Source organism: Zhongshania antarctica (assembly GCF_014202945.1).
GTDB lineage: Bacteria > Pseudomonadota > Gammaproteobacteria > Pseudomonadales > Spongiibacteraceae > Spongiibacter > Spongiibacter antarcticus.
This window is the reverse complement of the sequence record NZ_JACHHW010000003.1, coordinates 295,061-318,770: the sequence shown is the minus strand read 5'-3', so window position 1 is coordinate 318,770 and position 23,710 is coordinate 295,061. Positions and strand designations below refer to the sequence as shown.

The window sequence follows — 23,710 nt, the reverse complement described above, 5'->3', positions numbered from 1 at the left end:
ATTAATTTCTGATAAAAATCCACGTACTATAAATTTCACTGGACAGATCAACAACACAAATGTCAATATAATTGACATATAATAAGAAGGATCTCCACATGATAGACCTGCATACCGTACCAACCCCCAATGGCCACAAGATCTCTATTGCCTTAGAAGAGCTCGGTCTAGAATACCGTGTGATTCCTTACGACATTAGTGTCGGCGATCAATTCAAACCAGAGCTGCTTGCCTTAAATCCCAACAATAAATTACCGGTGCTGGTCGACCATGACGTTCTCGACAGCAACAATCAAGCTATCAGCATTTTTGAAACCGGCGCCATTCTAATTTACCTAGCTGAAAAATGCGGTCAATTACTCGCCAAGGAACCCGTGCTGCGCTACCAGCAATTGCAATGGCTTATGTTCCAAGTTGCCGGTGTCGGCCCTATGCAAGGTCAGGCACACCATTTTGTTCGCTATGCCCGAGTTCAGCAGGACTACGCCCGCGAACGCTATCTCAACGAAAGCCTGCGCCAGTGTCGCGTCTTAGAGGGGCATTTGCAGAACCGAGAGTATCTCGCGGGGGATTACTCCATAGCCGATATCGCTTGCTGGCCATGGATACGTTGTTTACCACTGATTGATATCCATCTAGAAAATAATTATCCGAATTTATTCAATTGGTTTAAGCGCATCGAACAGCGCCCCGCCGTCGAGCGCGGCAAAGACCTTATTCACGGCTGGGTATACAAACTGCCGCCGAATTACAAAATGGAATTAGACGAAAAAACCTGGTCTTACTCTTTTGGCGAAGAACAATTTCGACCACGTTAAACCAATCTCACCACGTCACGCACAGGGGTAACACTATGCAGGACCTATTTTCTATTGCAGGCAAAGTCGCCTTAGTTACAGGCGGCTCCCGCGGAATCGGTGCAATGATTGCGGAAGGATTTTTACGCGCTGGCGCCAAAGTTTACATCACAGCCCGCAAACAGCAGGAGCTGGACGCCACCTGCGCTCGCTTGTCTGAATTTGGCAAGTGTATAGCCATCGTCGCAGACCTCGCCGAACTTGACGGTGTTAAGCAATGCGCCGCCGAGATCGCCAAACATGAAACCAGCCTCGACATTCTCGTTAATAATGCCGGTGCTACATGGGGTGCACCCATTGATGAATTCCCCGAGCATGGCTGGGACAAAGTAATGGATCTGAACGTTAAATCAGTATTTTTCCTCAGCCAGCAATTATTGCCATTACTACGCGCAGCAGCAAGCTCCGGCGACCCTGCCCGCATTATTAACTTGTCTTCGGTTTACGCCCTACGGTACTCCCATCAAGACACCTTTTCATACTCGGCAAGCAAAGCCGCCGTGCTTCAGCTAACCCAACAATTAGCGGCGAGCCTGGTTAAAGACAATATAAACGTCAACGCCATTGCCCCCGGCTTCTTCCCCAGCAATATGACCGCCTTCCTAATGGAAGACGAAGAAGCACTCAATAGCAGCATTCCCATGGGGCGCGTCGGTGCACTTGAAGATGCCGCAGGCACCGCTATTTATTTATGCTCCCGAGCGGCAGCGTATATGACCGGCGGGCTATTAGTGATCGACGGTGGCTCAGTCATCAGTGCCGGTTAATCGCGGTCACTCTATAAGCGCAGCCCCCTTGTTTTAATCATATGGAGCAACTTATGAACAAGCCGCTCGCAGGCATACGTATCCTCGATTTAACGCATATGCTGTCAGGCCCCTTTTGCACTATGACACTAGCGGATCTTGGTGCCGATATGATTAAGGTCGAACCGTTGACCGGCGAAGCGACTCGACAACTTTTGGCAAATGACCCCAAGCACGCCATAGACGGCATGGGCGCGTATTTCATCACTCTAAATCGAAATAAGCGCAGTATGGCCATCAACCTAAAGAGTGATGAGGGACTAAAAATATTCTACGAACTCGTCACCACCGCTGACGTTGTTATCAATAATTTTGCCGCCGGTGTGCCCGCAAAATTAAAAATTGACTACGCCCATTTGTCCGCAGTTAACCCACAAATTATTACCTGCTCTATTACCGGCTTTGGCGAACATGGACCCGGCGCTATGCGCCCCGCTTTCGACCAAGTCGCGCAAGCTTACGGCGGCGGCATGTCAATCACAGGCACTGATGCAAGTCAGCCTATGCGCGCGGGGATTCCCATTGGCGATTTGGGCGGCGGCATGTTCGGCGTAATGGGGGTGCTTTCTGCCATTATCGAGCGTCACCAATCTGGGCGAGGTCAGCATATCGACATTTCAATGCTCGACGTGCAAATTTCTCTATTAAATTATATGGCCACGATGCACTGCATGTCGGGCGAAAACCCAGAGCCGATTGGCAACAGTCATTTTGTCCATGTACCGTATAATTGCTACCCAACCGCTGACGGCCATATCGTCATTTGTGTGCTCACCGACGCTTTCTGGCAAAGCTTAAAGGCCCTGCTGCAACACCCCGAATTTGAAAATTCAGAATTCGATAGGCAAGGTGGGCGATTAAATAATAAAGAAATAATCGATACCCACCTAAGTGACATATTTCGGCAGAATACGACCGCCCACTGGCTGGCTGCACTCAATGCCGCCCGTATCCCTGTGGCACCAGTAAACAACTTTTCCAGCGCGCTCAGTGACCCCCAAGTCAAACATCGAAACATGGTGGTTGAGCTTAAGCATCCCTCGGGAAAAAGTACCCGAGGCCCCGGCTGCCCTATTAAATTATCGCGAAGTAATGAAGAAAGTTTTTCGGCCGCGCCGCTGCTAGGACAAAATACCGATCAGCTAATGGCAGAGCTCAACAATTACACTGCCAGCGATACCGCTAAACTGAAGGCAGCCAACATCATTGCTTAACGCACTTAGTGGCTTAGGAGAACGGACTATGACCATAGCCGAAAAAATTATTATTAATGATGTCGGCCCCCGCGACGGCCTGCAAAATCAAGCGAAAACTCTTGAGCCGCAACAGCGTTTAGCCTTAATTCAAGCGCTTCTCAACGCGGGGGTAAAGCACATTGAAGTCGGCTCTTTCGTTTCCCCCATAGCGGTACCGGCCATGCGCGGTACCGCAGACATTGTTGCCCAGCTACCGACTGGCGACTTTCATTTCTCAGCCTTAATCCCAAATTTTAAAGGTTACGAATTGGCAAAAGTGGCAGGGATGAACACGGTAAGTTTGGTCATAGCCGCCAGTAATTCAATGAATAAAAAAAATATTAATATGAGCAATGCAGAGGTTTTGAGTTTTGCCACTGAAGTGCTCGGGAGAAGTCGATCAGATAGCATGAACACCCTCGCGTGCATCGCCACGGCGTGGGAATGTCCATTTGAAGGCCTAGTAGCAGAACAAACAGTTATCGACTTGTGTACGACACTTTTTGCAGCTGGCGCACCTGAGGTGGTGCTTGCTGATACGATTGGCGCGGCGTCGCCGGCACAAGTTAAATCCTTAATGTCGAAACTAGTCGCCCAGTTCGGGGCCAAGCGACTGTCCTGCCACTTTCACGACACCCGAGGTATGGGCTTGGCCAATGTCTATGCTGCCGTTGAGTGCGGGATTCGCAAATTCGACGCTGCCATTGGCGGTTTAGGTGGCTGCCCCTTCGCACCCGGCGCATCCGGCAACGTCGCCACCGAAGATGTGGTGCTGATGCTAAATCAGATGGGCTATGACACCGGCATCAATCTCGCAAATTTAATTCAAGCAGCCGATTTAGTGGCCGCTCAAACAGGCAGCCTCACTAACGCAGGCTCGACAAAGTGGATAAAACGCCAAATTGAAAAGGGTGTTTTTAAATTAAACGCATCTTCTTAGCGAATTAATCAGTGGTCGTGTAATAACTCACTGTCGTGATCTTTGAAGTAAATACGAAACGGCCAGTCTTTGTTCTTGCCGATATAAATATACAGACCATAGCGGTCGGCACTGTAATCATTAACAAATTCGTAGCGGGTCGGCGCCGGTTTATCTTCTAAGTCAGGCGCAATGCTTGGCGCACTAACCAGCACTTCTTCGATCTCCATGGCCGCTGATTCGCCCTTGCCAGGAATAGAAATTAAAACCCGATATTCACCCGATTGCTCACCGCGCTCAATGGCCTCCACTTTAGCGCCGGTACTTTCGTCGATAAAACCGACACGGTTTTCAATGTCACCACTCTCAATAGCATACGAACTTGTTATAAAGCCCATTAATACAGCAAACAGCCCAGCTTTTTTACGCACGGTAGTGCACTTCATTATTATTGCCTCGTTATTTTAGCGTATACGTCGATGCTAACACTGTGATTAATGAATAACATCTTCGATTCTAGACCATAAGATTACGCTGCGTAGCCCAGCTGGGCACTTTACTAAGGCAGAATGCAAAAACCGCCACAAAAGCGGCGGTTTTTATAGGGTTCAAGCAGCGCAGGACAAGCCTAGCGACAAAAAGCCTCACCAGCGGCGATACGCTTACCAAGACTGGCCAAATTCTTGGCGGAGCTGCCCAAACTTATTTCGTTGTAACGCAACCACGTGCAATAACGCCACAGCGGGTAGTCACGATCAATACCGGTGCCACCATGTAAATGCTGCGCGGCATAACTAACCCGATGACCAACATCACCCGCCCAAATCTTGGCGATTTGGACTTCATTGCTGGCATCCAGACCACCATCTAAGCGGCTGACTGCTTGGTAGGTGTTCAAACGCAAGCATTCCACATCAATAAAGCAATTGGCAGCGCGGTGGCCAACGGCTTGAAACGTGGAAATTAACACGCCGAACTGTTTGCGCTCAGCAGTGTACGAGGCGGTCATGCGCATGGCTTTGTCGCTGGCTCCCAATTGATGGGCACACAGTGCGACGGAAGTTCGCTCTGTTAGCCACTGCATTACTTCACGGCCGCGGTCTGCGCTGGCCAAAATATCTTCTGCAGCGATGCTGACATTGTCCAAGCTCAGGGCAAACTGAGGCTCATAGGTGGTCACCTGCATTGGCGTCATGCTCAGGCCCGCTGCCTTTGGGTCGAGCAATACCACAACAACACCGTCACCCATTTTGGCCGACAGCACGATTCGGTCGGCAAGGTGGGCAAACGGCACTGCCGTTTTATCACCGCTAATCCGAAGGCCAGTGCCGTCAGCAGTGGCGGTCGTTAGAATTGGCTGGGCGGGGTCTTCGTTATAGGGCTCAGTAAGTGCGGCGCTCAACATTATTTGGCCGCTGGCCACGCCCGGCAAATAGCGCTGTTTCTGCGCTGCGCTGCCAAATTGCTGAATAGGCAGCGCCGCCGACACCAAATGTGCGCTTAGTGGCACTGGCGCAATGCTGCGGCCCGCTTCTTCAATAAGAAGAGCCAGCTCAAAAAAGCCAAAACCCATACCGCCGTACTCTTCGGCAACGGCTAAACCGAGTAACCCAGCCTCGGCCAGTTTGTCCCACAAGGCCTTGTCAAAGCGATCTGCTTTATAGCCGTCGTACTGCGCCAAACTTTCTGGGCTCACATTGTCACCCAGAATCTGGCGCGCTAGGTTTTGTACGTCGCGCTGCTGTTCAGAAAATCCAAAATCCATGATTAACTCCTATTATTGGGCTAGCGCGTCGCGCGGGGCATCCACAAACCGGCGGCAGAAATAATGTCGCGCTGAATTTCGTTGGTGCCACCGCCAAAGGTGATGATGGAGGCGGTGCGGTACAAACGCTCAATTCGCGAAGCCATTGCATTGGCGCCCTCGGTCTTGCGGTTAATCAAACTTGCTTGACCTATAATTTCGCCCAATAGGCGATAAACTTCGATAAAAAATTCTGAGCCATAGACCTTGGCCGCTGAAGCATCGGCCATTTCCAACGTACCTTCGCTCATTGCCCAAGCCTGCTTGTAGCACACCAGTTTTAGCGCTTCGACACCGGCACGCACCTTGGCTAAGTTAATCTGCACCCAGGGCTCGTCAATCAGTTTGCCGCCCGCGGGCATTTCCATTTGCTGTGCCCAGCGCACCACGTTATTGAACATTTCCGCAGTGGGGCCAAAATTCACAAGACTGAGACGTTCGCGGTTAAGCTGACTCGTGATTAACTTCCAGCCGCCGTTGAGCTCGCCCACCATGGCATCGGCCGGCACTCTAATATTGTCGTAAAAAGTTGCGTTAGTGCGCACCCCACCCAAGGTTACCACTGGGCTGCAACTCCAACCGGGATCACTGGTAGGCACCATGAACATAGAAATGCCCTTATGGGGCTTGGCCGCATCGGGGTCAGTGCGACAGGCCAGCCACACGTAGTCGCAGAAATGGGCCAGACTCGTCCACATTTTTTGGCCGTTAATCACCCACTCATCGCCGTCTTTAACCGCGCTTGTTTTCAAACTGGCCAAGTCGGTACCCGCACCTGGCTCGGAGTAACCAATAGCGATAAGGCACTCACCGGCCAGTATTTTGGGGACGATATCGCGCTTTTGGCTTTCGTTGCCAAACTCAGCCAGTTGCGGCCCCACCGACTCCGTGGTTAAAAACGGAAAGGGGTAGCCCGCGCGCATTACCTCTTCAACAAAGATAAACTGCTCAATAGGACTCATTCCCCGCCCGCCCAGCTCTTTAGGCCAACCCACGCCAATCCAGCCGTCTTTACCCATTTGGCGCAGGGCTTCTCGCCACAGCGGGCCGCCGCCCTCGCCCATTGCCTCGTCGCACTCGGCACTTAACTCTGGGGTCATTAATTGCTCAAAATAGCTGCGCAACTCTTTGCGCAGGGCATCCTGCGCTGCGGTAAATTCAACTTTCATTACTGGCCCCTTAATTCGCCGCTTGTGGTTTTCATTGTTATTCTTCAATCATAAGCTTTAGCAAGACCCCGACAATTGCAAAACCACTCACCGCAGTGACAATTGCAGTCATAAGCTTTTAGTCCTGCACCACATTGCAACGCCCTACTCTCAGCCATTTAGACGATAGCCCCAGCAGAGTGAACTTGCGATGATTCCAGCGTTAAATTGAGATCGCTTTACACGGGAATCTATTAAGGCCCCTCTGAACAGCTCAGAGATCCCCTAACCGTGTCATTAATTGTCCACCCAGTGGAGACAAACCATGAGTAACAAACCGGTGCAGGCCGCTATTGACGGCTGGTTTACCCTTAACACGGACACCCCCCATTTAATTGGCGCCTGCTGTGACCATTGCGGCACCTACTACTTCCCTAAGACCCTGAATTTTTGCAAGAACCCAGCCTGCGACAGCACAGAGTTTAGCGAGGTTGAATTGAGCCGCACCGGCAAAATTTGGTCTTACACCAATGCCTGCTACAAGCCGCCAGAGCCATTTGTGGCCGAAGACCCCTATGTACCGTATGCCATTGCCGCCGTGGAGCTCGAAAAAGAGAAAATGATTATTCTCGGCCAAGTAATAAAAGGCGTTGATGTGGATCAGTTAAAAGTGGGCCAGTCTGCAGAGCTGGTACTCGAAACCCTGCACGAAGACGACGACGCCATTAAAGTCACCTGGAAATGGCAGCCAGTGCGCTAAGCGCGCCCAAGGAGAAGCACAGAATGAATCAAGATATTGCAGTATTGGGCGTTGGTATGCACCCCTGGGGTAAATGGGGCAAGAATTTTAGCGAATACGGTGTATACGCCGCTCGCGCCGCCCTTAAAGATGCCGGTATTCCCTGGCAAGATGTGGGCTTTGTGTCCGGCGCAGCAACTATGCGCTGCGGCTACCCCGGCTATGTTGCCGGCGCCACCATCGCTCAGGCCCTAGGCTGGCAAGGCGCCCAAGTAAACACCTCTTACGCGGCCTGCGCCTCAGGCTCCCAGGCCCTCGCCGCCGCCCGCGCCAAGATACTGGCCGGTGAATGTGAAGTTGCCCTGGTGGTTGGCGCCGACACCACCCCCAAAGGCTTTTTGGCCCCCGCCAAAGGCTACCGCCCAGAAGACCCAGATTGGCTGCGCTTTTACCTAGGCATTACTAATCCTACCTATTTTGCCCTGTACGCCCGTCGTCGCATGGATTTATACGGCGACACCGAAGAAGATTTTGGTTTAGTCAAAATCAAAAACAGCGAGCATGGCTTTACCAACCCCAATGCCCGCTACAAGAAAAAATTTACCATGGAAGAAATACTCAATTCTGCCATGGTCGCCGACCCACTGCGGCTATTGCAGATCTGCGCCACCTCTGACGGCGGCGCGGCCATGATTGTAACCAGCATGGATTACGCAAAACGCATGGGCAAAGCCGACGCGGTGAAAGTAGCTGCGGTATCTACCGTTACCCCGACCTTCGCCAGCGCAGTGGTAGAGATGCCCGATATTGCCACCGACTCTGCGGCCGCCGCCGGTGTTGAAGCCCACAGTTTTCGTGCAGCCCTGCCCAAACAGGCCTACGAACAGGCAGGTATCGGCCCAGAAGACATCAGCTTGGCTGAAGTCTACGACCTGTCCTCGGCGCTGGAATTAGATTGGTATGAAGACTTGCTGCTTTGCCCCCGAGGCGAAGCCGCGCAAATGGTGCGCGAAGGTGTTACCAAAATCGGTGGTCGTCTGCCGGTAAACGCCTCTGGCGGTCTAGCCTGTTTCGGCGAGGCAGTGCCAGCGCAAGCCCTAGCGCAAGTGTGTGAGTTAACCTGGCAGCTGCGCGGTCAGGCTGGTGAACGCCAAGTCGCCAATGCCAAAGTCGGCATTACCGCAAACCAAGGTTTGTTTGGCCACGGTTCCTCCGTCATACTGAAAAAATAAAGCCCGACGGGCGCCGCAGCGGCGCCCGCTATCAACTGATGGCGCGCGGCTCAAAACCAACGACGGAGCCCTATGACTACTTTGCTCAGCATACTCGCGATTTTGGCTTTTGCCCTGATCGTTCTCATTCCACTAATTGAACGCTTTGCCCCCAAGGCCAACCCAGAGCAGCAGGCAAAGCTCAGCCGCTGGATTTTACCCTTAGTCGGTATTTCGCTGGCACTGGCGCTGTTTAAATCATTTACATCCTAAGCGAGCTTCACCACTCAGCTTAATTGGCACGTTATAAGCGTAAATAAAAAATCTACCCAGGCTCGCCCTGGGCTAACGTAAAAAGTTGATAACAAGCAACAATACTATCAGCCACTGAATTTTGGAGATTTCTGCGTGAAATACACTTTCCCCTCGTATTTGCTTGCCAGCGTACTTTGCTCAATGCTCGCGTCTTGCGGTAATAGCGGCTCCTCCTCGGCCCCCGCAGGGTCTGGCGGCAATACCACGCCACCGCCGCCAAGCGAGCTAAGTGGTTATTTCATCGACGGCCCCATTGGCGGTGCCCACTACAGCATCCAGGGCAAAAGCAGTACTTTACTCACCGGCGGCAATGGCGAGTTTAAGTACTTTAGCGGTGATATTGTTAAATTTGCCATCGGTGGTATTAACCTAGGCCAAGCCACCGCCGCTGAATTCATTACCCCCAGACAAATTCAAGCCAACGAGCAAGCGGCGATCAATCTGTCGCGCTTCCTGCTCACCTTAGATGAAGACAAAAACGCAGACAACGGCATTCAAATCTCGGCAACCGTGCGCGACGCGGCAGCCAACCTGACCGTCCCGGCCAGCGCCTTCGACCTTAACGACGGCGAGTTTGACGCCTCGCAACTGGCCGATTTTGCCCGCACCGCCAACGGCGACACCCGCGCCCTTATTCCACGCCGCATCGCTGAAATTGAACTGGCCTGCAGCAGCCAAGACATTAGCGACGGCCGCTATGATGGCGACTGCGATATTTGGTATATCGCCGACAACAACAACCCTGCCCCAGCGCCAAACGAAGATCAAACCCAAGAGCAGGTCGATACCCTCACGGCCTTATTTGCCGCAAAAGCCGGCGACACCATCGAATTTAGCGACGGAGTTTTTGAGTTCACCACCACCTTAGACATGGCGCATAAACAAGGAATTACCATTAAAGGCCAGGGCATGGCCAAAACCATTTTTGACTTTGCCCAGTCAAAATCCCCCGAAGGCATCTCCATGAGCCACATGACGGGGATCACCATAGAAGACCTTACCGTGCTCGACACGCCGGGCTTCTCGGTAAAGGTTTCTCATTCTGACTTTGTTACCTTGCGTAATTTACGCGCCATGTGGTCTAGCGGCGGCGACAATCGCGGCGGCATGGACCCCAAGGTGCCCGCAAGCTTAGAAGTGACCTGTGAACACCCTTGGCCAGACAGCTTTGCGCGCCCAGCCAATGTGCCCGCTCCGCGCCTGAATGGCTTACCCATCGCCTTCCCGCTTGCCACCGGCCTGTACACCGACGCCAGCGGCCAAACCCGCAACTACACCATAGACAGTTCCAATGGCGGCTACGCCATTTACCCGGTGCTGTCGAATAATGTCTTGCTCGACAATGTGGTGTCGCTGGGCGCCTCCGACGCCGGTATCTATGTTGGACAATCCAACGACATCATCGTCAAAAACAGCGAAGCCCTGTTTAACGTAGCCGGTTACGAGATTGAAAACAGCGACCGCGCCGATATGCACGACAACGTTGCCCACTGTAATACCGCCGGTTTCTTGGTTTTTGATTTACCCGGTCTCAACCAATACGGCGAACAGACTCGAATTTTTAATAACTACGCGGGCTACAACAACCTCGCCAACTTTGCCCCCGGTGGCGTGGTCAGCGCCGTGCCCCAGGGCACAGGCTTGCTGCAGCTGGGTTATGACAAAGTTGAATTCTTTAATAATGTCGTCGAATTCAACCGCACCTTGGGCTATGTCGGCGCCAGCCATGAGCTGTTAGACGGCAACACCAATAACTCAGACAAACGTATGGACCTCTACCCTGAAGGCATCCATATCCACAGCAATATTTTCACCACCAACGGTACCCTGCCGCAATTACCCGAAGAAGGTGTGCTCATTTGCCAAGACGGCACCGGCGGCAACACCGGCCTGCCCTGTATTCCCGTGGGCATAGATGACGGTCACGACTCCCTGCTGCCAGTACTCGTGCAGCTTCGCAGTTTGCAAGCGCAAGACCCCTACGTCGCCCAGGGCGCCCATATTGTTTGGGATGGCTACTACGACAAAACCGTCAACAGCAAAGATGGCGTGCAGTGCAACGACGTCGACGGCGCGCCACTCGATGCCGATGGCAAACCCGATTACAACGGCCAGAGCCAGCCCAGCTGCCGTTACAATCGCTACAAATTTGCCGAGCCAGACAATGCCAGCGACCCCAAGCGTAAACATCCCGATTACTGGCTGTGTATTGACCAAAGTGACGAGTTCGGCAACACCTTTTCCCAAGACAGCCGCACCTTCATGAACTTTGACGGCATGGAGCTGGACACCGCGCCCAAAACCGATTTGGCCGACCACGACTGCCCAACAAAGTTTGGCAGGCAATTAGCGCGCTTAAACCCCGCTGTTGTGCAGCCCTATATTCCCGGCAGCAGCGCCGAACAACCGCCCTCAGCCGCAGAAATTGCCGCCATTTGTGAAAGCGCATCCGGCAGCGAGATTAACCGCGAGGCACTGGCTTACAACTGCAGTAAATTGTCGCACTACAATCTATTCGCCGATCAAACGGATCCCCGCAGCGGCTTTAACGAAGACGGTGTACTTTACGACTTGGTCACGCCCTTGTTCTCAGACTACGCGGTGAAATACCGGGTACTATTTTTGCCACCGGGCGAATCCGTCTCATGGGTAGAAGGTAATATCAGCTCGCCAAACGCGACGCTAGACTTCCCCGTGGGCACCGTTATCGCCAAAACCTTTGCCTTTCGCGACCGCAACGCCGCTGACGAAAACGTGGTAGAAACACGCCTACTCATTCACCGTGCCGGTCAAGGCGGCAGTTCATTCTGGGAAGGCATGGCCTATGTTTGGCGGGCAGATGGCAGTGACGCTGACATTGCCCTAGCCGGTGGCTCCAAAGCCGTAAGCTGGGACTTCGACGACGCCGACCCCGATGTGAGCGCCACCTACAAGGGCAGCACCAATCGCTATGCCATTCCCACCCCAAACCAATGTGGCAACTGCCACAACAATGAAGACCGCCAAGCCGGTGATGCGCCAATCGGCCCCAAAGTCCGCAATATGAACCGCGCCTTTGACTACGGCAACGGCCCAGAAAACCAATTGCAGCACCTCATTGATATGGGCAAGCTCAGCGGCGCCCCAAATCTAACGCTAGACAATAAACAGGTCGCGACCAATGTCAGTCGTCTGCCCCGCTTTAACGTGCCCGGCGACAGTTACAAAATCACCACCGCTGAGCCTGATCGCGTTGCCGCCAGCAGCGACGCCAATCTTGAGTATCGCGCCCGCGCTTGGCTAGAAACCAACTGCGCCCACTGCCACAACCGCAAAGGTTTAGCTCAAAGCACCGGCTTGTATTTTGACGTGTTCCGTAAGGTCAACCTCAGCCACGGTGTATGTAAGGAACCAATCACCGCAGGTAGCTCCGGCGGCGGACGCGACTACGACATACTGCCCGGCCTCGCCGGTGGCGCGAACGGCTCTGAGGGCTCAATTCTCTCTTACCGCCTGCACTCGGTAGACACCTCAGTGCAAATGCCACCCATCGCCCGCAGCGTAAAACACGGAGAGGCCGTAGATGTCATCGATGCCTGGATAAATACGGTGATTGATAGCCGTTATGAAAACGCCAATTGTGCCGACGGTGGGGGTGGCAGCCCGCTGCCATTCTAGGAGAAATACCGTCAATCCATAAGAAAAACGCCCCTTGAGCAAGGGCTTAGATGGCAGCGGGTAAATATGTTCTACGCCCGCTGTAGCAAGTCTGGAATAGCAGTCCTGCCTACATCGCAGGGTCGCCATCGGGTAAACGTGATCGCGCTGAACCAACGTAGATATCAGCTCGCCTCTTGACGGCACGGCGACTTAAATACCCCGTCATGCAGAGCTTAATCCTACACCTGCGGGGATGATCGTGAACTCTTGTCTGTGATATTGGGTGCTGAACCATATTCCGAACCACACCCGAAGGCACGGTCAAAACAGCGGTGACTATTGATCCACACTAGCGATAGCCCCTGCTTTTTTAAGCTCTCAGTAGAACAAGAGCCTTTTTCATTCAAACACGTCGTATTTACGCCTCTTTATCCAGCTTCCACGTACACGCGGAAGCGTGACTGTAGGCCTCCTTCGGAACGGCCCCCTCTTGCGCCACCTCTAATTTCCGACGAACATTTTCTGCAGTGCGAAATACCCCTACTGTAAAACAGATGCCACCCAATACCAGCAAGTGCCCTAGCCATACGTAGTGAAAATAGAATATGGACAAGAAACTCAGTGAAAACACCATGCTCCACATCCAAGCGAGAACCTGCATTGCATAGTGTTGTGACGCGAGATCGAGATGGCGAAGTGGGTTTTTACTGCTATCCATCACCAACTCGTAACTTTCAACAATAAATTTTTTCATACCAGCACTCCTAGGATTTCAAGATGTATCAGTTCTTACGAACAATCCTAGAGCCTAGATCAGGCAACTGCGGCCAAATACTGGCGCGGCTAATATGGGAGCCCACTTTCACTCCCAGAGTAACAAGCCTAAGCAAATGTGAGGGTTTGCGCTTATCCCTTACAGCGTTGAATCAGGCCTGCGGCCAAATACCAACAGTAGCAATACCATTAGCAAAAACAGCGGTGAAAATGAGCCGCCACCAGAACTGGATTTTGCGACCGGCTTCGGCGTTGCGGCGGGCGCATCCGCCGTTGCAGGCGCAGCAACCCGAAAGCCCGTAAAGCTAAACTCACCTGATGCCGCCCACTGATCTCGCCATGACGACGCGAGTGAGTCTGGCCCAGTAACATCGTAGCCTCCGCCCCGCATAACAGGAAGCACGCCAGCGACCAGTCCGACACTCCACTCCCAGACATTACCACCTTGATCAAACGTGCCGTAGGGGCCAATGGATTCAGGGTAACTACCTTTGTCCGCGACATCGCCTACCGCCTGAGCGCAATTGGCGTGATTTTCACCACCCGGCGGTGGACTGCAACTTGAGACTTCATCGCTACGAAATGGGTATAGAAAATAATCTGTTTCTTTCAGGCCTTTGGCGTTGTGGTAGGCCGATTTATACCACTCATCTTCTGTTGGCAAAAACACCCGTGCGTCGGCATTGCGCTGAACGGTTTCAGCATTAAATGGAACCGCCAAACCGCCCTCTAAGGTATAGGCACCGGTTTCGGTATCGCCTTCGCCTTGGCCATTGTGCATCCAATTTGTAAAGCGAAGCACGTCATAGTACGACACCCAGTTGACCGGCTTATTTTCGCGGCCAGGCATAGCGCTATAGCTATAACTGCCAGGTACGCCTGAACGTGTTATTCCGCCTACTCCCGCACTCATAGTGACACTGTACAAATTGAGCGTGTCAGACACCGCTTTGGCGTTTAAGAACTGTGCATATTGGGCGTTGGTCACTTCATATTTAGCAATTAGAAATGTGTGGTCAACGGCGCCATAACCACTGGAAATATCGGCCGCATTACCGGGGTTGCCAACCAATAACCATTCAAACTCAACGCGCCCAGAAGATGTTACTGAAGCGGCCCTTGGATTGGCAGCCATAAAGTCTAATGACTGGGTATTCAAGGGCTCATCGTAATGGCTGGTCGATGCCGCGCGGCTCAAAACAAGGGGGGTAGCCGTTGCGCCCTCTTCCACAGCGCCAACGGGGTCTAGACAATGCCCATAGTCCCCTACCGAATCAGACTCGGAAAATGTCATTGCCGCAAAGATATCGGCAGCGTCGCAGGCCAGACGCGCGATCATAGCGCCACCACCGACGTATGCTGCGCTATATATTCGGCGTTTATCAATACAGTGATTAGACTCGACATCGGCAACCACGGCTCTGATGTAGTCGACGTCGGCTGTATTATCTCCGGTATCCCAAGCCTCATGACGTTGCGGATACGCAATAATATACTTTCGCGCCTCTGCTGCATTTTCAAGATGCACTGCATCTGAAGCACTTAGCGCAGAGACGCCATCATCGACAATTACAAGCAAGGGAGCTGCCCCAGACGGAAGCTCGGTGGGAATATAGAGCTGGTAATAGCCATTCTTAGGCTGCGCGTCAGCACCCTCAGTGACGGTGAGTGAGCGCGCTTCAAAGCCCTGGGTTGGGCTAGTATTACATGGTGAATCCAAAGCGACAGATAACTGACTGACACTTGCAAACATAAAGAACATTGCGGTGAGCCAAATACGAGAAAGCATGGTAGTTCTCCAATCATCGTTAATGACAGAACAATATCTGTCGATTTCTTATTATTACTATGTGCTCGAAACGATCTATTTAGTAAACATGGTGTAGCGCACACGCACTAAGCTAGAATTTTATTCGTAGGGCCACATCCAGTTGTCGCGAGGCAATCGCCCGACCAAAATGCGCACCCGACAAGGTTGGGATATCGCCACCGCCGTCTAAGGCAAACTCGTCTGTGGCATTGCGGACAAATGCCTGCAATGACCAGCGTTCATTGTCGTCCTCTAATCGTAAACGCAGGTTCAGGGTTGCAAACTCACCCTGCACATCAATCGGGTCTTGATCCGATTGCAGCAGTTTGTCGTCTTCGTATAACACGTCAAAACCAAACAAGAGATTAACCGGTGCAGACCACAAGTCGTGGAAGTAATTCATACTGAAGGTGGCTTTCCACAGCGGTGCGAAAGCCAGTGGTTTACCGGTTAAATCACAGGGGGTATCTTCACCCGCGGGACAAGGGCCGTTGGCGTAGTCGGTAAAGGTGGCGTCCAAATACGCCATCGAAAAATTACCCGATACGTCCCAGGGGGTTACAAATGCGGCATCAAGTTCCGCGCCTTTAGAGATTGCACCCGCAGCATTTGAGATACGGCTGACATTGCCCTCAAAGATGGTTAACTGCAAATCTTCAAACTCGGTGTAAAAGGTCGCGGCATTGAGCGTTGCAGCGCCGCCAAACAAGCGTGTTTTGGCTCCCGCCTCGTAGGTCGTTGACGACTCAGGCTCGACCTCGGCAATTTCTGCACGTACAGCAGAACCACTATAGCCACCGCTTTTAAAGCCTTGCGCAGCGCTCAGGTAAAACGTTAGATCGTCATCAGGCAGCCAATTTAACGACAGCTTAGGACTGACATCGCGGTCTACCCGTTTGTCGAGCAGGCGATATTCTTGCGCAGTCACCAGCTGGGTAAATACTGGGCCATCGACATCCGTACCCGCTGTAAATAATTGCAGGGTTTGATCCACTTCCTTGGTTTCGGTAGAGACACGCACACCGCCGGTTAAGCTTAATTCGTCGTTAAAGTGCCAACTTGCTTGTGCGTAAACAGCCGAGCTAACACTCTCTTGATAGCCATCAATTAATAAGCGCTCGCCCGGTTCATTGCCAGTGGCAGCGCCCAACAAGCCATCCAGCACACCTAGACCGCCACCGGTCACAGCCAGACCCGAGGCTAAGGTTGAAGGCGTTGGCGCGGCATCGATAATGACCTTAATGGTGGTTTCACTCAGCGCGACATAGCCGCCAGCAACGTAATCTAATTTTCCACCGAACATGCCTAATGGCGAAACAATACGCAATTCACTACTGAGCTGTTCGTAGTCTTCACCATTAAGAAAAAACAAAAGCGGAATAGGTGAAAAATCTAAGTCTGTTAACGACTCCTCGGTGATTGAACTCAACGCGTTAATCCAGCTGAACTCATGCCCCCACAGCGACGCGTTAAAACGAACATCAAATTTATTGCCATTTTGGTAGGTCATCGCCGGATAATCTTGGGCGCTTTGATTATTACTGGTGTCTTTTTCAACTTGCGGATCATAAAACTGCATCAGTGCAAACTGGTCGTCAGTAGTCGTGCGGACCTGAAAACTACCAAGCCTGAACTCCTGATTGGTATCTGCCGCCGCCACCGTGACATCTAGCCAGTCGGCAATATCCCAGCGCAATTGCACCCGCCCTACCCGCGAGTCAACACCGCCCTCGTCGCGATCTAGCGTAGTGTTGTAAACGGTGCCGTCGCGCTTATTTACCAGCGCAGACGCGCGCAATGCCACGGTATCACTCAAGGGCACATTGCCGGTGAGGGTATATTTAGCAAGGTCTTCATCACCGGTCACCCCTTCTGCTAATAACTCGGGTTCTTGAGAGGGTTGCACCGAACGAATACTAATGGCGCCGGAGATGGTGTTTTTGCCAAACAGTGTTCCCTGCGGACCACGAAGCACCTCTACCGAGGCAACATCTAAAAAGGCCGCGTCTAAAAAGGCCAAGCGGCCAAGATACACGCCGTCTAAAAACAGGCCCGCAGACTGTTCAAAGCCCTTATCAAAAGGTGAACCTAAGCCGCGAATGCGCAAGCTGGTCAGCGGTGGATGACTAAACACACTCAAATTGGGCGTAAAATTGGCAATATCAGCCATATCGTCAATATTGGCGTCCTGCATCGCCTGGGCGCTAATTGCCACCAATGAAATCGGCACATCTTGCAGACTTTCTTCGCGCTTTTGCGCGGTAATAATGACCTCTTCTAGCACTGGCGTGCCCCGCGCAAATACATCTTGCGCCGCCAACATCAGGGCAAAAATACCTAGTCGCTTTATCATAAAAACCTCATTGTACTTATTTTAGTATGGGCTAGCGCTACATGCCGCGCGGCTTAAACACCGCGCTTTGGGGGTAGCGGAATCAAAACAGAGGTCTCAGTTTTATAACGCTCATAATCTGCATTACCACCCCATTTTTCATCAGAACGTTTTTCCAGCAAGGGCACGCCACTCACGCGGGTAAGCAAGAAAATCACAAACACGGGAGAGATCAAACTCAGCCACTGCCAGCCCTGTAATACCGGTACGGCAATGAGGGCAATGCCGCACCACAACACAATTTCACCAAAATAATTGGGGTGCCGAGACCAGCGCCACAAACCAATATTAATAAATTTACCGGCATTTTCTGGCTGTTTGTTGAAGGCCGACTTCTGGGCATCGGCAACAACTTCAAGGGCAAAGCCGAGCAACCAAACAAGTGCGCCGAAAACAGCGACTATTCCCAATGGTTCCCGGTGTTGGCTTGTCATGGCCGTAAGCGCCGCCACCAGCGTCACAAACACCCATAGGCCCTGTAGTGTCCAGGTTAGTAAAAACCGCGGAATCGACACTTTAATCAAATCGAAACGACCGTCTTTACCGGCTTGTTTTACTCGTCTGAACAAAAATGGCCCAAGACGTGCGGCCCAAATCACCACAAGCGCAGTAAGCAATAGGGCGCGATCATCAAGCCCCTGCCCTAAACCCGAGCTAAGATACAGCGCCAACAAGACAATAATCACATAGGTGCTACTGCCAATGAGGTCGTAATAATGCTCGGTTTGAAAAACGTAGGCAGGTATGAACGCCAGCCACTGAACACTAAAGGCAATAACAGCGCAAACCAGCAATGCCGGATAAGGCCCATAATTTAAACCGCCCTGCCCCCCCGCATAGGCTAAGCCGGTGGCAATTGCTATACAGAGCACAATTAGCGCTGTGCAAATCATGACTTTTTTCATTTGCTTCCCCTCTCGTTTCGGCTGCCTATACGCATATTTATAAGGCATAGTTCATTTTTATTTGTCGTGCTACTCAAGCCTAAGCAAATTGCTTTGCGTATAGCTGTTTATACTCGCCAGTACTGCCTTTTATTTTTCATTATCACGCGGTGGGACATATTCAATATCCTGACGACCCACGATCTCACCGCAACCGCCACATTTAACCTTGATGCTGAGCAACGCGTCGCAGCCACTGTGCACAAGACCAGCCACCGCATTTGCGTCGGCCTCCCACTCTACCGCCCATTGCCGCATGGCAATGACGATAGGAAAAAGCGACAAACCCTTGGCGGTAAGCTTGTACTCATCGCGCGGCGGAGATTCTTGGTAGCTGTGACGCTGCAAAACCGCGTTGTCTACCAGCAAATTTAAACGGGAACTCAGAATATTTGATGCAATATTCAGTTGTTTGGCAAAGGCCTCATAACGCTTGGCACCGAAAAATGCCGAGATCAAGATGAGCAAGGTCCAGCGATCACCGATCAAATCACTTATACCGGCCAAACGTAAATCTGCGTGTTCAGAAATGTGTGGCGACCTCACGCGGCGCTGGCCGCTTAAGGATTTAATTTCTTCAATGTGCTGAATACTCTGCACGGCCACCGCCGAAAGCCGAATCTCGTCAAGCGAAAAAGCCTGCTCACACTCACCACACACCGCCTGTGGCGCGATTGGTAACTGGCAGCAGCGATGAATAAGTTCATTGGGTAAACTGTTTGAAACGTCACCCAACCATTCATGCTCCCAGCGCCACGCCAGCAGGGAAACCGGAAACAAACCCGCGCCCTTCGCACTTAAACAATACTCTTGCCGCGTTGACGATGGCGAGGTACTGCGCTTTACCATAAGCCCCTGTTCAATCAAGGCCGATAAACGTCGTGTCAGGGTTGCTTTGCTGGCGCCGGTATAGCGCCGGAACTCTTCAAACCGGCGGCGTCCCATAAAGGCATCGCGCAAAATCAATAGCGACCAGCGATCACCAATCACGTCTAAGCCCTGGGCAATGGCGCTATTTACGACCAGATGATTGCTACTCATATCCCTCTACCGACATTTCAATATTGACAAAATATATATTAGTCTCATAATGCAAGCAACTAATAATTACTGACGATCAATATCTTTCTAGGACACGATCATGCCAATTACCTACAAAAAAATCGTTAAATCCAGCCTTAAGCCCAACCACCACCCCTATCTAAATGGCGCCTGGACACCAAATTTCACTGAGTACACCGCTACCGAAATGGAAGTTATTGGCCAAATTCCCGATGACATCGACGGCGTTTACATCCGCAATACCGAAAACCCCGTGCAAGAACCCATTGGCCACTACCACCCCTTTGATGGTGACGGCATGATTCACAGCATGTCCTTTAAAGATGGCAAAGCGGAGTACCGCAATCGGTTTGTGCGCACCAAGGGCTTTAATGCTGAACAAGAGGCCGGCGAAGCGCTGTGGGCAGGTATTGCCAACAAACCCAGCATGTCGCTTAGACCCGGCTGGGGTGCACAAGGCGGCGTGAAGGACGCATCCTCTACCGACGTGGTCGTTCATGCAGGTGAAGTTGTCTCCACTTTTTGGCAATGCGGCGATGGCTACCGCCTCGATCCTTATACCCTTGAGCAATTAGGAACGGAGAGCTGGACGCCCATCGACGGCATCTCAGCACACCCGAAAGTCGATGAACGCACCGGCGAAATGCTGTTCTTTAATTATTCAACTCACCCCCCCTACCAGCACTACGGGGTAGTAGACAGTAATAATAAACTCGTGCATTACACGCCCGTACCGTTGCCGGGGCCAAGATTACCCCACGACATGGCGTTCTCAGAAAACTATTCCATACTCGCCGATTTGCCGATGTTCTGGGATCCAGAGCAATTAAAAGAAGGGCGCTATCACGCAGGCTACCACCCCGAAATGCCAACGCGATTTGCCATTCTTCCACGTTACGGCAACACCGAAGACATACAATGGTTTGAAGCCTCAGCCACCTTTGTATTGCACTGGATGAACGCCTACGAGGAAGGTGATGAGATCGTCTTAGATGGCTACTTTCAAGACGATCCGGATCCAGAGCCACTGGCCGGCCTACCCAAAGCCGCAGGCAAAATGATGGCGAATATCGACATTCATTCCTTTCAGTCTAAGCTGCATCGCTGGCGTTTTAACTTAAAAACCGGCGCAGTAGAAGAGCAGCGCCTAGATGACCGCGCGCTGGAATTTGGCACCATTAATCAGCAATACGCCGGCCGCAAACACCGCTATATATACTCAGTGTGGGGCGAACCTAATTGGTTTCTGTTTTCCGGCATGGTCAAGCACGATTTGGACACCGGCGAGTCGTGGAGCCTCGCCTTTGGTGAGCAGCGCTTTGGCAGCGAAGCGCCCTTTGCCCCGCGTATTAATGCCAAAGACGAAGACGACGGCTACTTGGTGAGTTTCATTACTGACATGAAGGAAAATCGCTCGGAGTGCGTACTCATCGATGCCAAGAATATTGAAGCAGGCCCGGTGTGCCGCATTATTCTTCCGCATCGGATTTGCAGTGGTACACATGCGACTTGGGCGAGTGGCGAGAGTATCCGCCGCTACCAGAAATAATTATAAAAAGGAAAACCCATGACCAGTGCCATGATAGTCGATGCCGTCAGAATACCCCGCGCCAGCATCCGCGGCGACGCGGCTTACGCCGCTCTCAAACCGGTTGACTTGTTGCGGCCGTTGTTCACAGCCATTGCTGAGCGCAATCAGCTCGACAGTGCCGAGGTTGAAGATGTGCTGCTAGGCTGTTCTACGCAGAGTGGCGACCAAGGTGCGAACATCGCCAAAATCGCCGCACTCTACGCGGGCTGGTCTGACCGCGTTTCCGGCGTAACCTTGAATCGTTTCTGCTGCTCTGGACTAGATGCCATTAATCTAGCCGCCAGCAAAATTATGTCGGGGATGGAATCCGTATTAGTTGCTGGCGGTATTGAGCAACTCAGTGCGGTGCCAATGTTTGCCGATCGCGGCCCTTGGTATAGCGATCCAAAGGTAATGAAAGCCACGCGTTTTATGCACATGGGTTTGTCCGCAGACTTGATTGCCAGCCAACAGGGCTTTAGCCGCGAACAACTCGACGCCTGTGCGCTGCAATCCCATCAGCGCGCCGCTAAGGCCGCAGAAAATGCTTTTTTTACGCGTTCACTGATTCCCGTCCTCGATCAAAATAATCTCCCTCTGCTGGCTGGCGACAATGCCCTACGCCCGCAATTAAGTCACGATCAGTTAACTGCTCTCCCCAGCAGCTTCACCGACTTTGTTGAACAAGGTCAGCGTCTTGTCGATAGGGTTTACCCAGATACCCGCCTAGTACCGCTGCACACTGCGGGCAATTCGCCCGCTCTGGTTGACGGCGCATCACTGCTGTTACTGGCCAGCGAAGACGCCTGTAAACGTCTGTCGCTGACACCCCGCGCGCGCATCAGCCATTACGCCAATGCCAGCGATGAACCCGTTAGAATGCTTACCGGCCACTTGCGCGCTACCGAAAAACTCTTCGCGGCAACGGGGCTAAAGACTGACGACATTGATCTGTGGGAGGTCAATGAATCCTTCGCCGCCAGCGTTTTGTATTTTCAACAACATTTCAATATTGCCAATGAGCAATTCAATGTGAATGGCGGCGCCATTGCACTTGGCCACCCGTTAGGCGCGACCGGCGGCAACCTTATGGGAACTCTGCTTGACGAAATGGAAAGGCAAAACCTAAAACGCGGCATTGTGGCAATTTGCGGCGGCGCCGGAGTGGGTGTCGCCACCCTGATTGAACGCCTATAAAGGCGTTACTGTTATTGCTGACTAAAAATAAAACCAGGAAAAATCATGAGCCCACAAAAAATTTATATACTCGGCGGCCATCAAAGCGACTTCGCCCAAAATGCCGCCCGCGCGGATCAAAGTGTTGCCGAGTTGTTTATCGACACCGTGCGCTCAGGTCTAACGGCGTGCAAACTCGACGCCGCCGAAATTGAGGTCGGCCACGTTGGCAATTTCGTTTCGTCGCTCTTCTCTGGTCAGGCGCAGCTAGGCGGTTTTTTCGGTCACGTCGATCCGGCCATGCGCTATATGCCCGCCTCTTCCCACGAGGCGGCCTGCGCCTCGGGCTCAATGGCTATTCTTGCCGCCATGGCCGACCTTGAGGCCGGTCGCTACGAAACAGCCTGCGTGCTCGGTATTGAAATTATGCGCAATGTCAGTGGCGATAAGGCCGCCGCCAATCTGCGCCCCGCCGCTTGGGCGAGCCAAGAGTGGACCGAAACTGATTTTGTTTGGCCCTGCGCATTCAACAATATGCTCTCACTGTATGAAGAACGCTATTCACTCAACAAAGACCACCTCTACGCAATTTCTCAGCAAAACTTTGCCAGCGCGCGTCGCAATCCCAATGCGCAAACTCGGCAGTGGCAATTCAATGAACACAGCTTTAGCAACGACGACAGCGCCAACCCTGTCGTCAGCGGCAATATCCGCAAACAAGATTGCGGCCAGATTACCGACGGCGCAGCGGTCGTCTTTCTGGCAACAGAGAGCAAAGCCGTCGAGTACGCTGCCCGTCACAACATCAGTTTAAACTCAATTCCCACCATTAAAGGCTGGGGCCATATTAACGCGCCGATCTCCTTCAAAGAAAAGTTGCAACTGAGCGAGCCCGAAGGCTATCTCTTTCCCCATATAAACACCCTGTTTCAACAGACATTAAAGCGCGCGGGTATGAATGGTCTAAGCGCCATTGACGGTTTAGAAGTTCACGACTGTTTCAACATTACCGAGTACATGATTTTGGATCACAGCGGTCTCTACGCCCCCGGCGACGCATGGAAGGCCATTGAAAATGGTGACATTAGCAAGACGGGGAAACTCCCCATTAATATGAGTGGCGGCCTTATAGGATTAGGGCATCCGGTTGGCGCTACTGGCGTGAGAATGCTGCTCGACAGCTACAAGCAAATTGCTGGCGCCGCCGGAAATTATCAAATCGACAACGCTAAAAATGTGATGACATTTAATTTGGGGGGCAGCGCGACCACCTGTGCGAGTTTTATTGTTGGCAAGACAAACGCCTAAG

Annotated in this window: 19 protein-coding genes; 11 read left to right on the top strand and 8 right to left on the bottom strand. The window is 52.2% G+C overall.

Annotated elements, in window-relative coordinates; all coding sequences use genetic code 11:
* The first annotated feature begins 98 nt into the window (after positions 1-98).
* From HNQ57_RS06525 to HNQ57_RS06510, 4 genes are read left to right on the top strand one after another with little or no spacing between them, the layout of a single operon-like run.
* Complete coding sequence (locus tag HNQ57_RS06525; RefSeq protein WP_184461787.1) at positions 99-818, top strand: glutathione S-transferase family protein; 720 nt, start codon at positions 99-101, stop codon at positions 816-818.
* Positions 819-853: 35 nt separating this feature from the next.
* Positions 854-1,624, top strand: a complete 771-nt coding sequence (locus HNQ57_RS06520) for an SDR family oxidoreductase (protein WP_184461786.1) — start codon at positions 854-856, stop codon at positions 1,622-1,624.
* Positions 1,625-1,677: 53 nt separating this feature from the next.
* Entirely contained in the window at positions 1,678-2,877 is a 1,200-nt protein-coding gene (locus tag HNQ57_RS06515) for a CaiB/BaiF CoA transferase family protein (protein WP_184461785.1), read from the top strand.
* Between the two features lie 28 nt (positions 2,878-2,905).
* A complete protein-coding gene (locus HNQ57_RS06510; protein ID WP_184461784.1) occupies positions 2,906-3,838 on the top strand; it encodes a hydroxymethylglutaryl-CoA lyase in 933 nt (310 codons plus the stop codon).
* Between the two features lie 8 nt (positions 3,839-3,846).
* Here the strand turns inward: HNQ57_RS06510 and HNQ57_RS06505 are convergent, their stop codons facing one another.
* The 3 genes from HNQ57_RS06505 to HNQ57_RS06495 form a co-directional block, all read right to left on the bottom strand.
* The gene (locus tag HNQ57_RS06505) at positions 3,847-4,263 is read right to left on the bottom strand and encodes a hypothetical protein (RefSeq protein WP_184461783.1); all 417 of its coding nucleotides are present in this window, start codon (positions 4,261-4,263) and stop codon (positions 3,847-3,849) included.
* Positions 4,264-4,445: 182 nt separating this feature from the next.
* Positions 4,446-5,582, bottom strand: a complete 1,137-nt coding sequence (locus tag HNQ57_RS06500) for an acyl-CoA dehydrogenase family protein (RefSeq protein WP_184461782.1) — start codon at positions 5,580-5,582, stop codon at positions 4,446-4,448.
* Positions 5,583-5,602: 20 nt separating this feature from the next.
* Complete coding sequence (locus HNQ57_RS06495) at positions 5,603-6,790, bottom strand: acyl-CoA dehydrogenase family protein (RefSeq protein WP_184461781.1); 1,188 nt, start codon at positions 6,788-6,790, stop codon at positions 5,603-5,605.
* Positions 6,791-7,094: 304 nt separating this feature from the next.
* On the opposite strand from HNQ57_RS06495, the gene HNQ57_RS06490 reads away from it, so the two are divergent.
* From HNQ57_RS06490 to HNQ57_RS06475, 4 genes are all read left to right on the top strand, one after another.
* Complete coding sequence (locus HNQ57_RS06490; protein WP_008246997.1) at positions 7,095-7,529, top strand: Zn-ribbon domain-containing OB-fold protein; 435 nt, start codon at positions 7,095-7,097, stop codon at positions 7,527-7,529.
* A gap of 23 nt (positions 7,530-7,552) precedes the next feature.
* Entirely contained in the window at positions 7,553-8,740 is a 1,188-nt protein-coding gene (locus HNQ57_RS06485) for a lipid-transfer protein (protein WP_184461780.1), read from the top strand.
* 72 nt (positions 8,741-8,812) lie between these two features.
* Positions 8,813-8,992, top strand: coding sequence for a hypothetical protein (locus tag HNQ57_RS06480; protein ID WP_184461779.1), 180 nt, complete (start codon positions 8,813-8,815; stop codon positions 8,990-8,992).
* Positions 8,993-9,127: 135 nt separating this feature from the next.
* Complete coding sequence (locus tag HNQ57_RS06475) at positions 9,128-12,691, top strand: parallel beta-helix domain-containing protein (protein ID WP_184461778.1); 3,564 nt, start codon at positions 9,128-9,130, stop codon at positions 12,689-12,691.
* Positions 12,692-13,091: 400 nt separating this feature from the next.
* On the opposite strand, the gene HNQ57_RS06470 is transcribed toward HNQ57_RS06475, so the two are convergent.
* From HNQ57_RS06470 to HNQ57_RS06450, 5 genes are all read right to left on the bottom strand, one after another.
* Entirely contained in the window at positions 13,092-13,427 is a 336-nt protein-coding gene (locus tag HNQ57_RS06470) for a hypothetical protein (RefSeq protein ID WP_184461777.1), read from the bottom strand.
* A gap of 159 nt (positions 13,428-13,586) precedes the next feature.
* Positions 13,587-15,236, bottom strand: a complete 1,650-nt coding sequence (locus HNQ57_RS06465; RefSeq protein ID WP_184461776.1) for an SUMF1/EgtB/PvdO family nonheme iron enzyme — start codon at positions 15,234-15,236, stop codon at positions 13,587-13,589.
* A gap of 112 nt (positions 15,237-15,348) precedes the next feature.
* Entirely contained in the window at positions 15,349-17,610 is a 2,262-nt protein-coding gene (locus tag HNQ57_RS06460; protein WP_184461775.1) for a TonB-dependent receptor, read from the bottom strand.
* A gap of 53 nt (positions 17,611-17,663) precedes the next feature.
* On the bottom strand, positions 17,664-18,554 hold the full coding sequence (locus HNQ57_RS06455) for a DUF1295 domain-containing protein (RefSeq protein ID WP_184461774.1): 891 nt from the start codon (positions 18,552-18,554) through the stop codon (positions 17,664-17,666).
* 129 nt (positions 18,555-18,683) lie between these two features.
* A complete protein-coding gene (locus tag HNQ57_RS06450; RefSeq protein WP_008246985.1) occupies positions 18,684-19,634 on the bottom strand; it encodes a winged helix-turn-helix transcriptional regulator in 951 nt (316 codons plus the stop codon).
* A gap of 100 nt (positions 19,635-19,734) precedes the next feature.
* Between HNQ57_RS06450 and HNQ57_RS06445 the strand changes: the two genes are divergently transcribed.
* From HNQ57_RS06445 to HNQ57_RS06435, 3 genes are read left to right on the top strand one after another with little or no spacing between them, the layout of a single operon-like run.
* A complete protein-coding gene (locus tag HNQ57_RS06445) occupies positions 19,735-21,204 on the top strand; it encodes a carotenoid oxygenase family protein (protein ID WP_184461773.1) in 1,470 nt (489 codons plus the stop codon).
* Positions 21,205-21,222: 18 nt separating this feature from the next.
* Positions 21,223-22,422 (top strand): acetyl-CoA C-acyltransferase, encoded by a 1,200-nt coding sequence (locus tag HNQ57_RS06440; RefSeq protein WP_184461772.1) that lies wholly within the window; start codon positions 21,223-21,225, stop codon positions 22,420-22,422.
* Positions 22,423-22,467: 45 nt separating this feature from the next.
* Complete coding sequence (locus tag HNQ57_RS06435) at positions 22,468-23,709, top strand: acetyl-CoA acetyltransferase (RefSeq protein ID WP_184461771.1); 1,242 nt, start codon at positions 22,468-22,470, stop codon at positions 23,707-23,709.
* The last annotated feature ends 1 nt before the right edge of the window (position 23,710 follow it).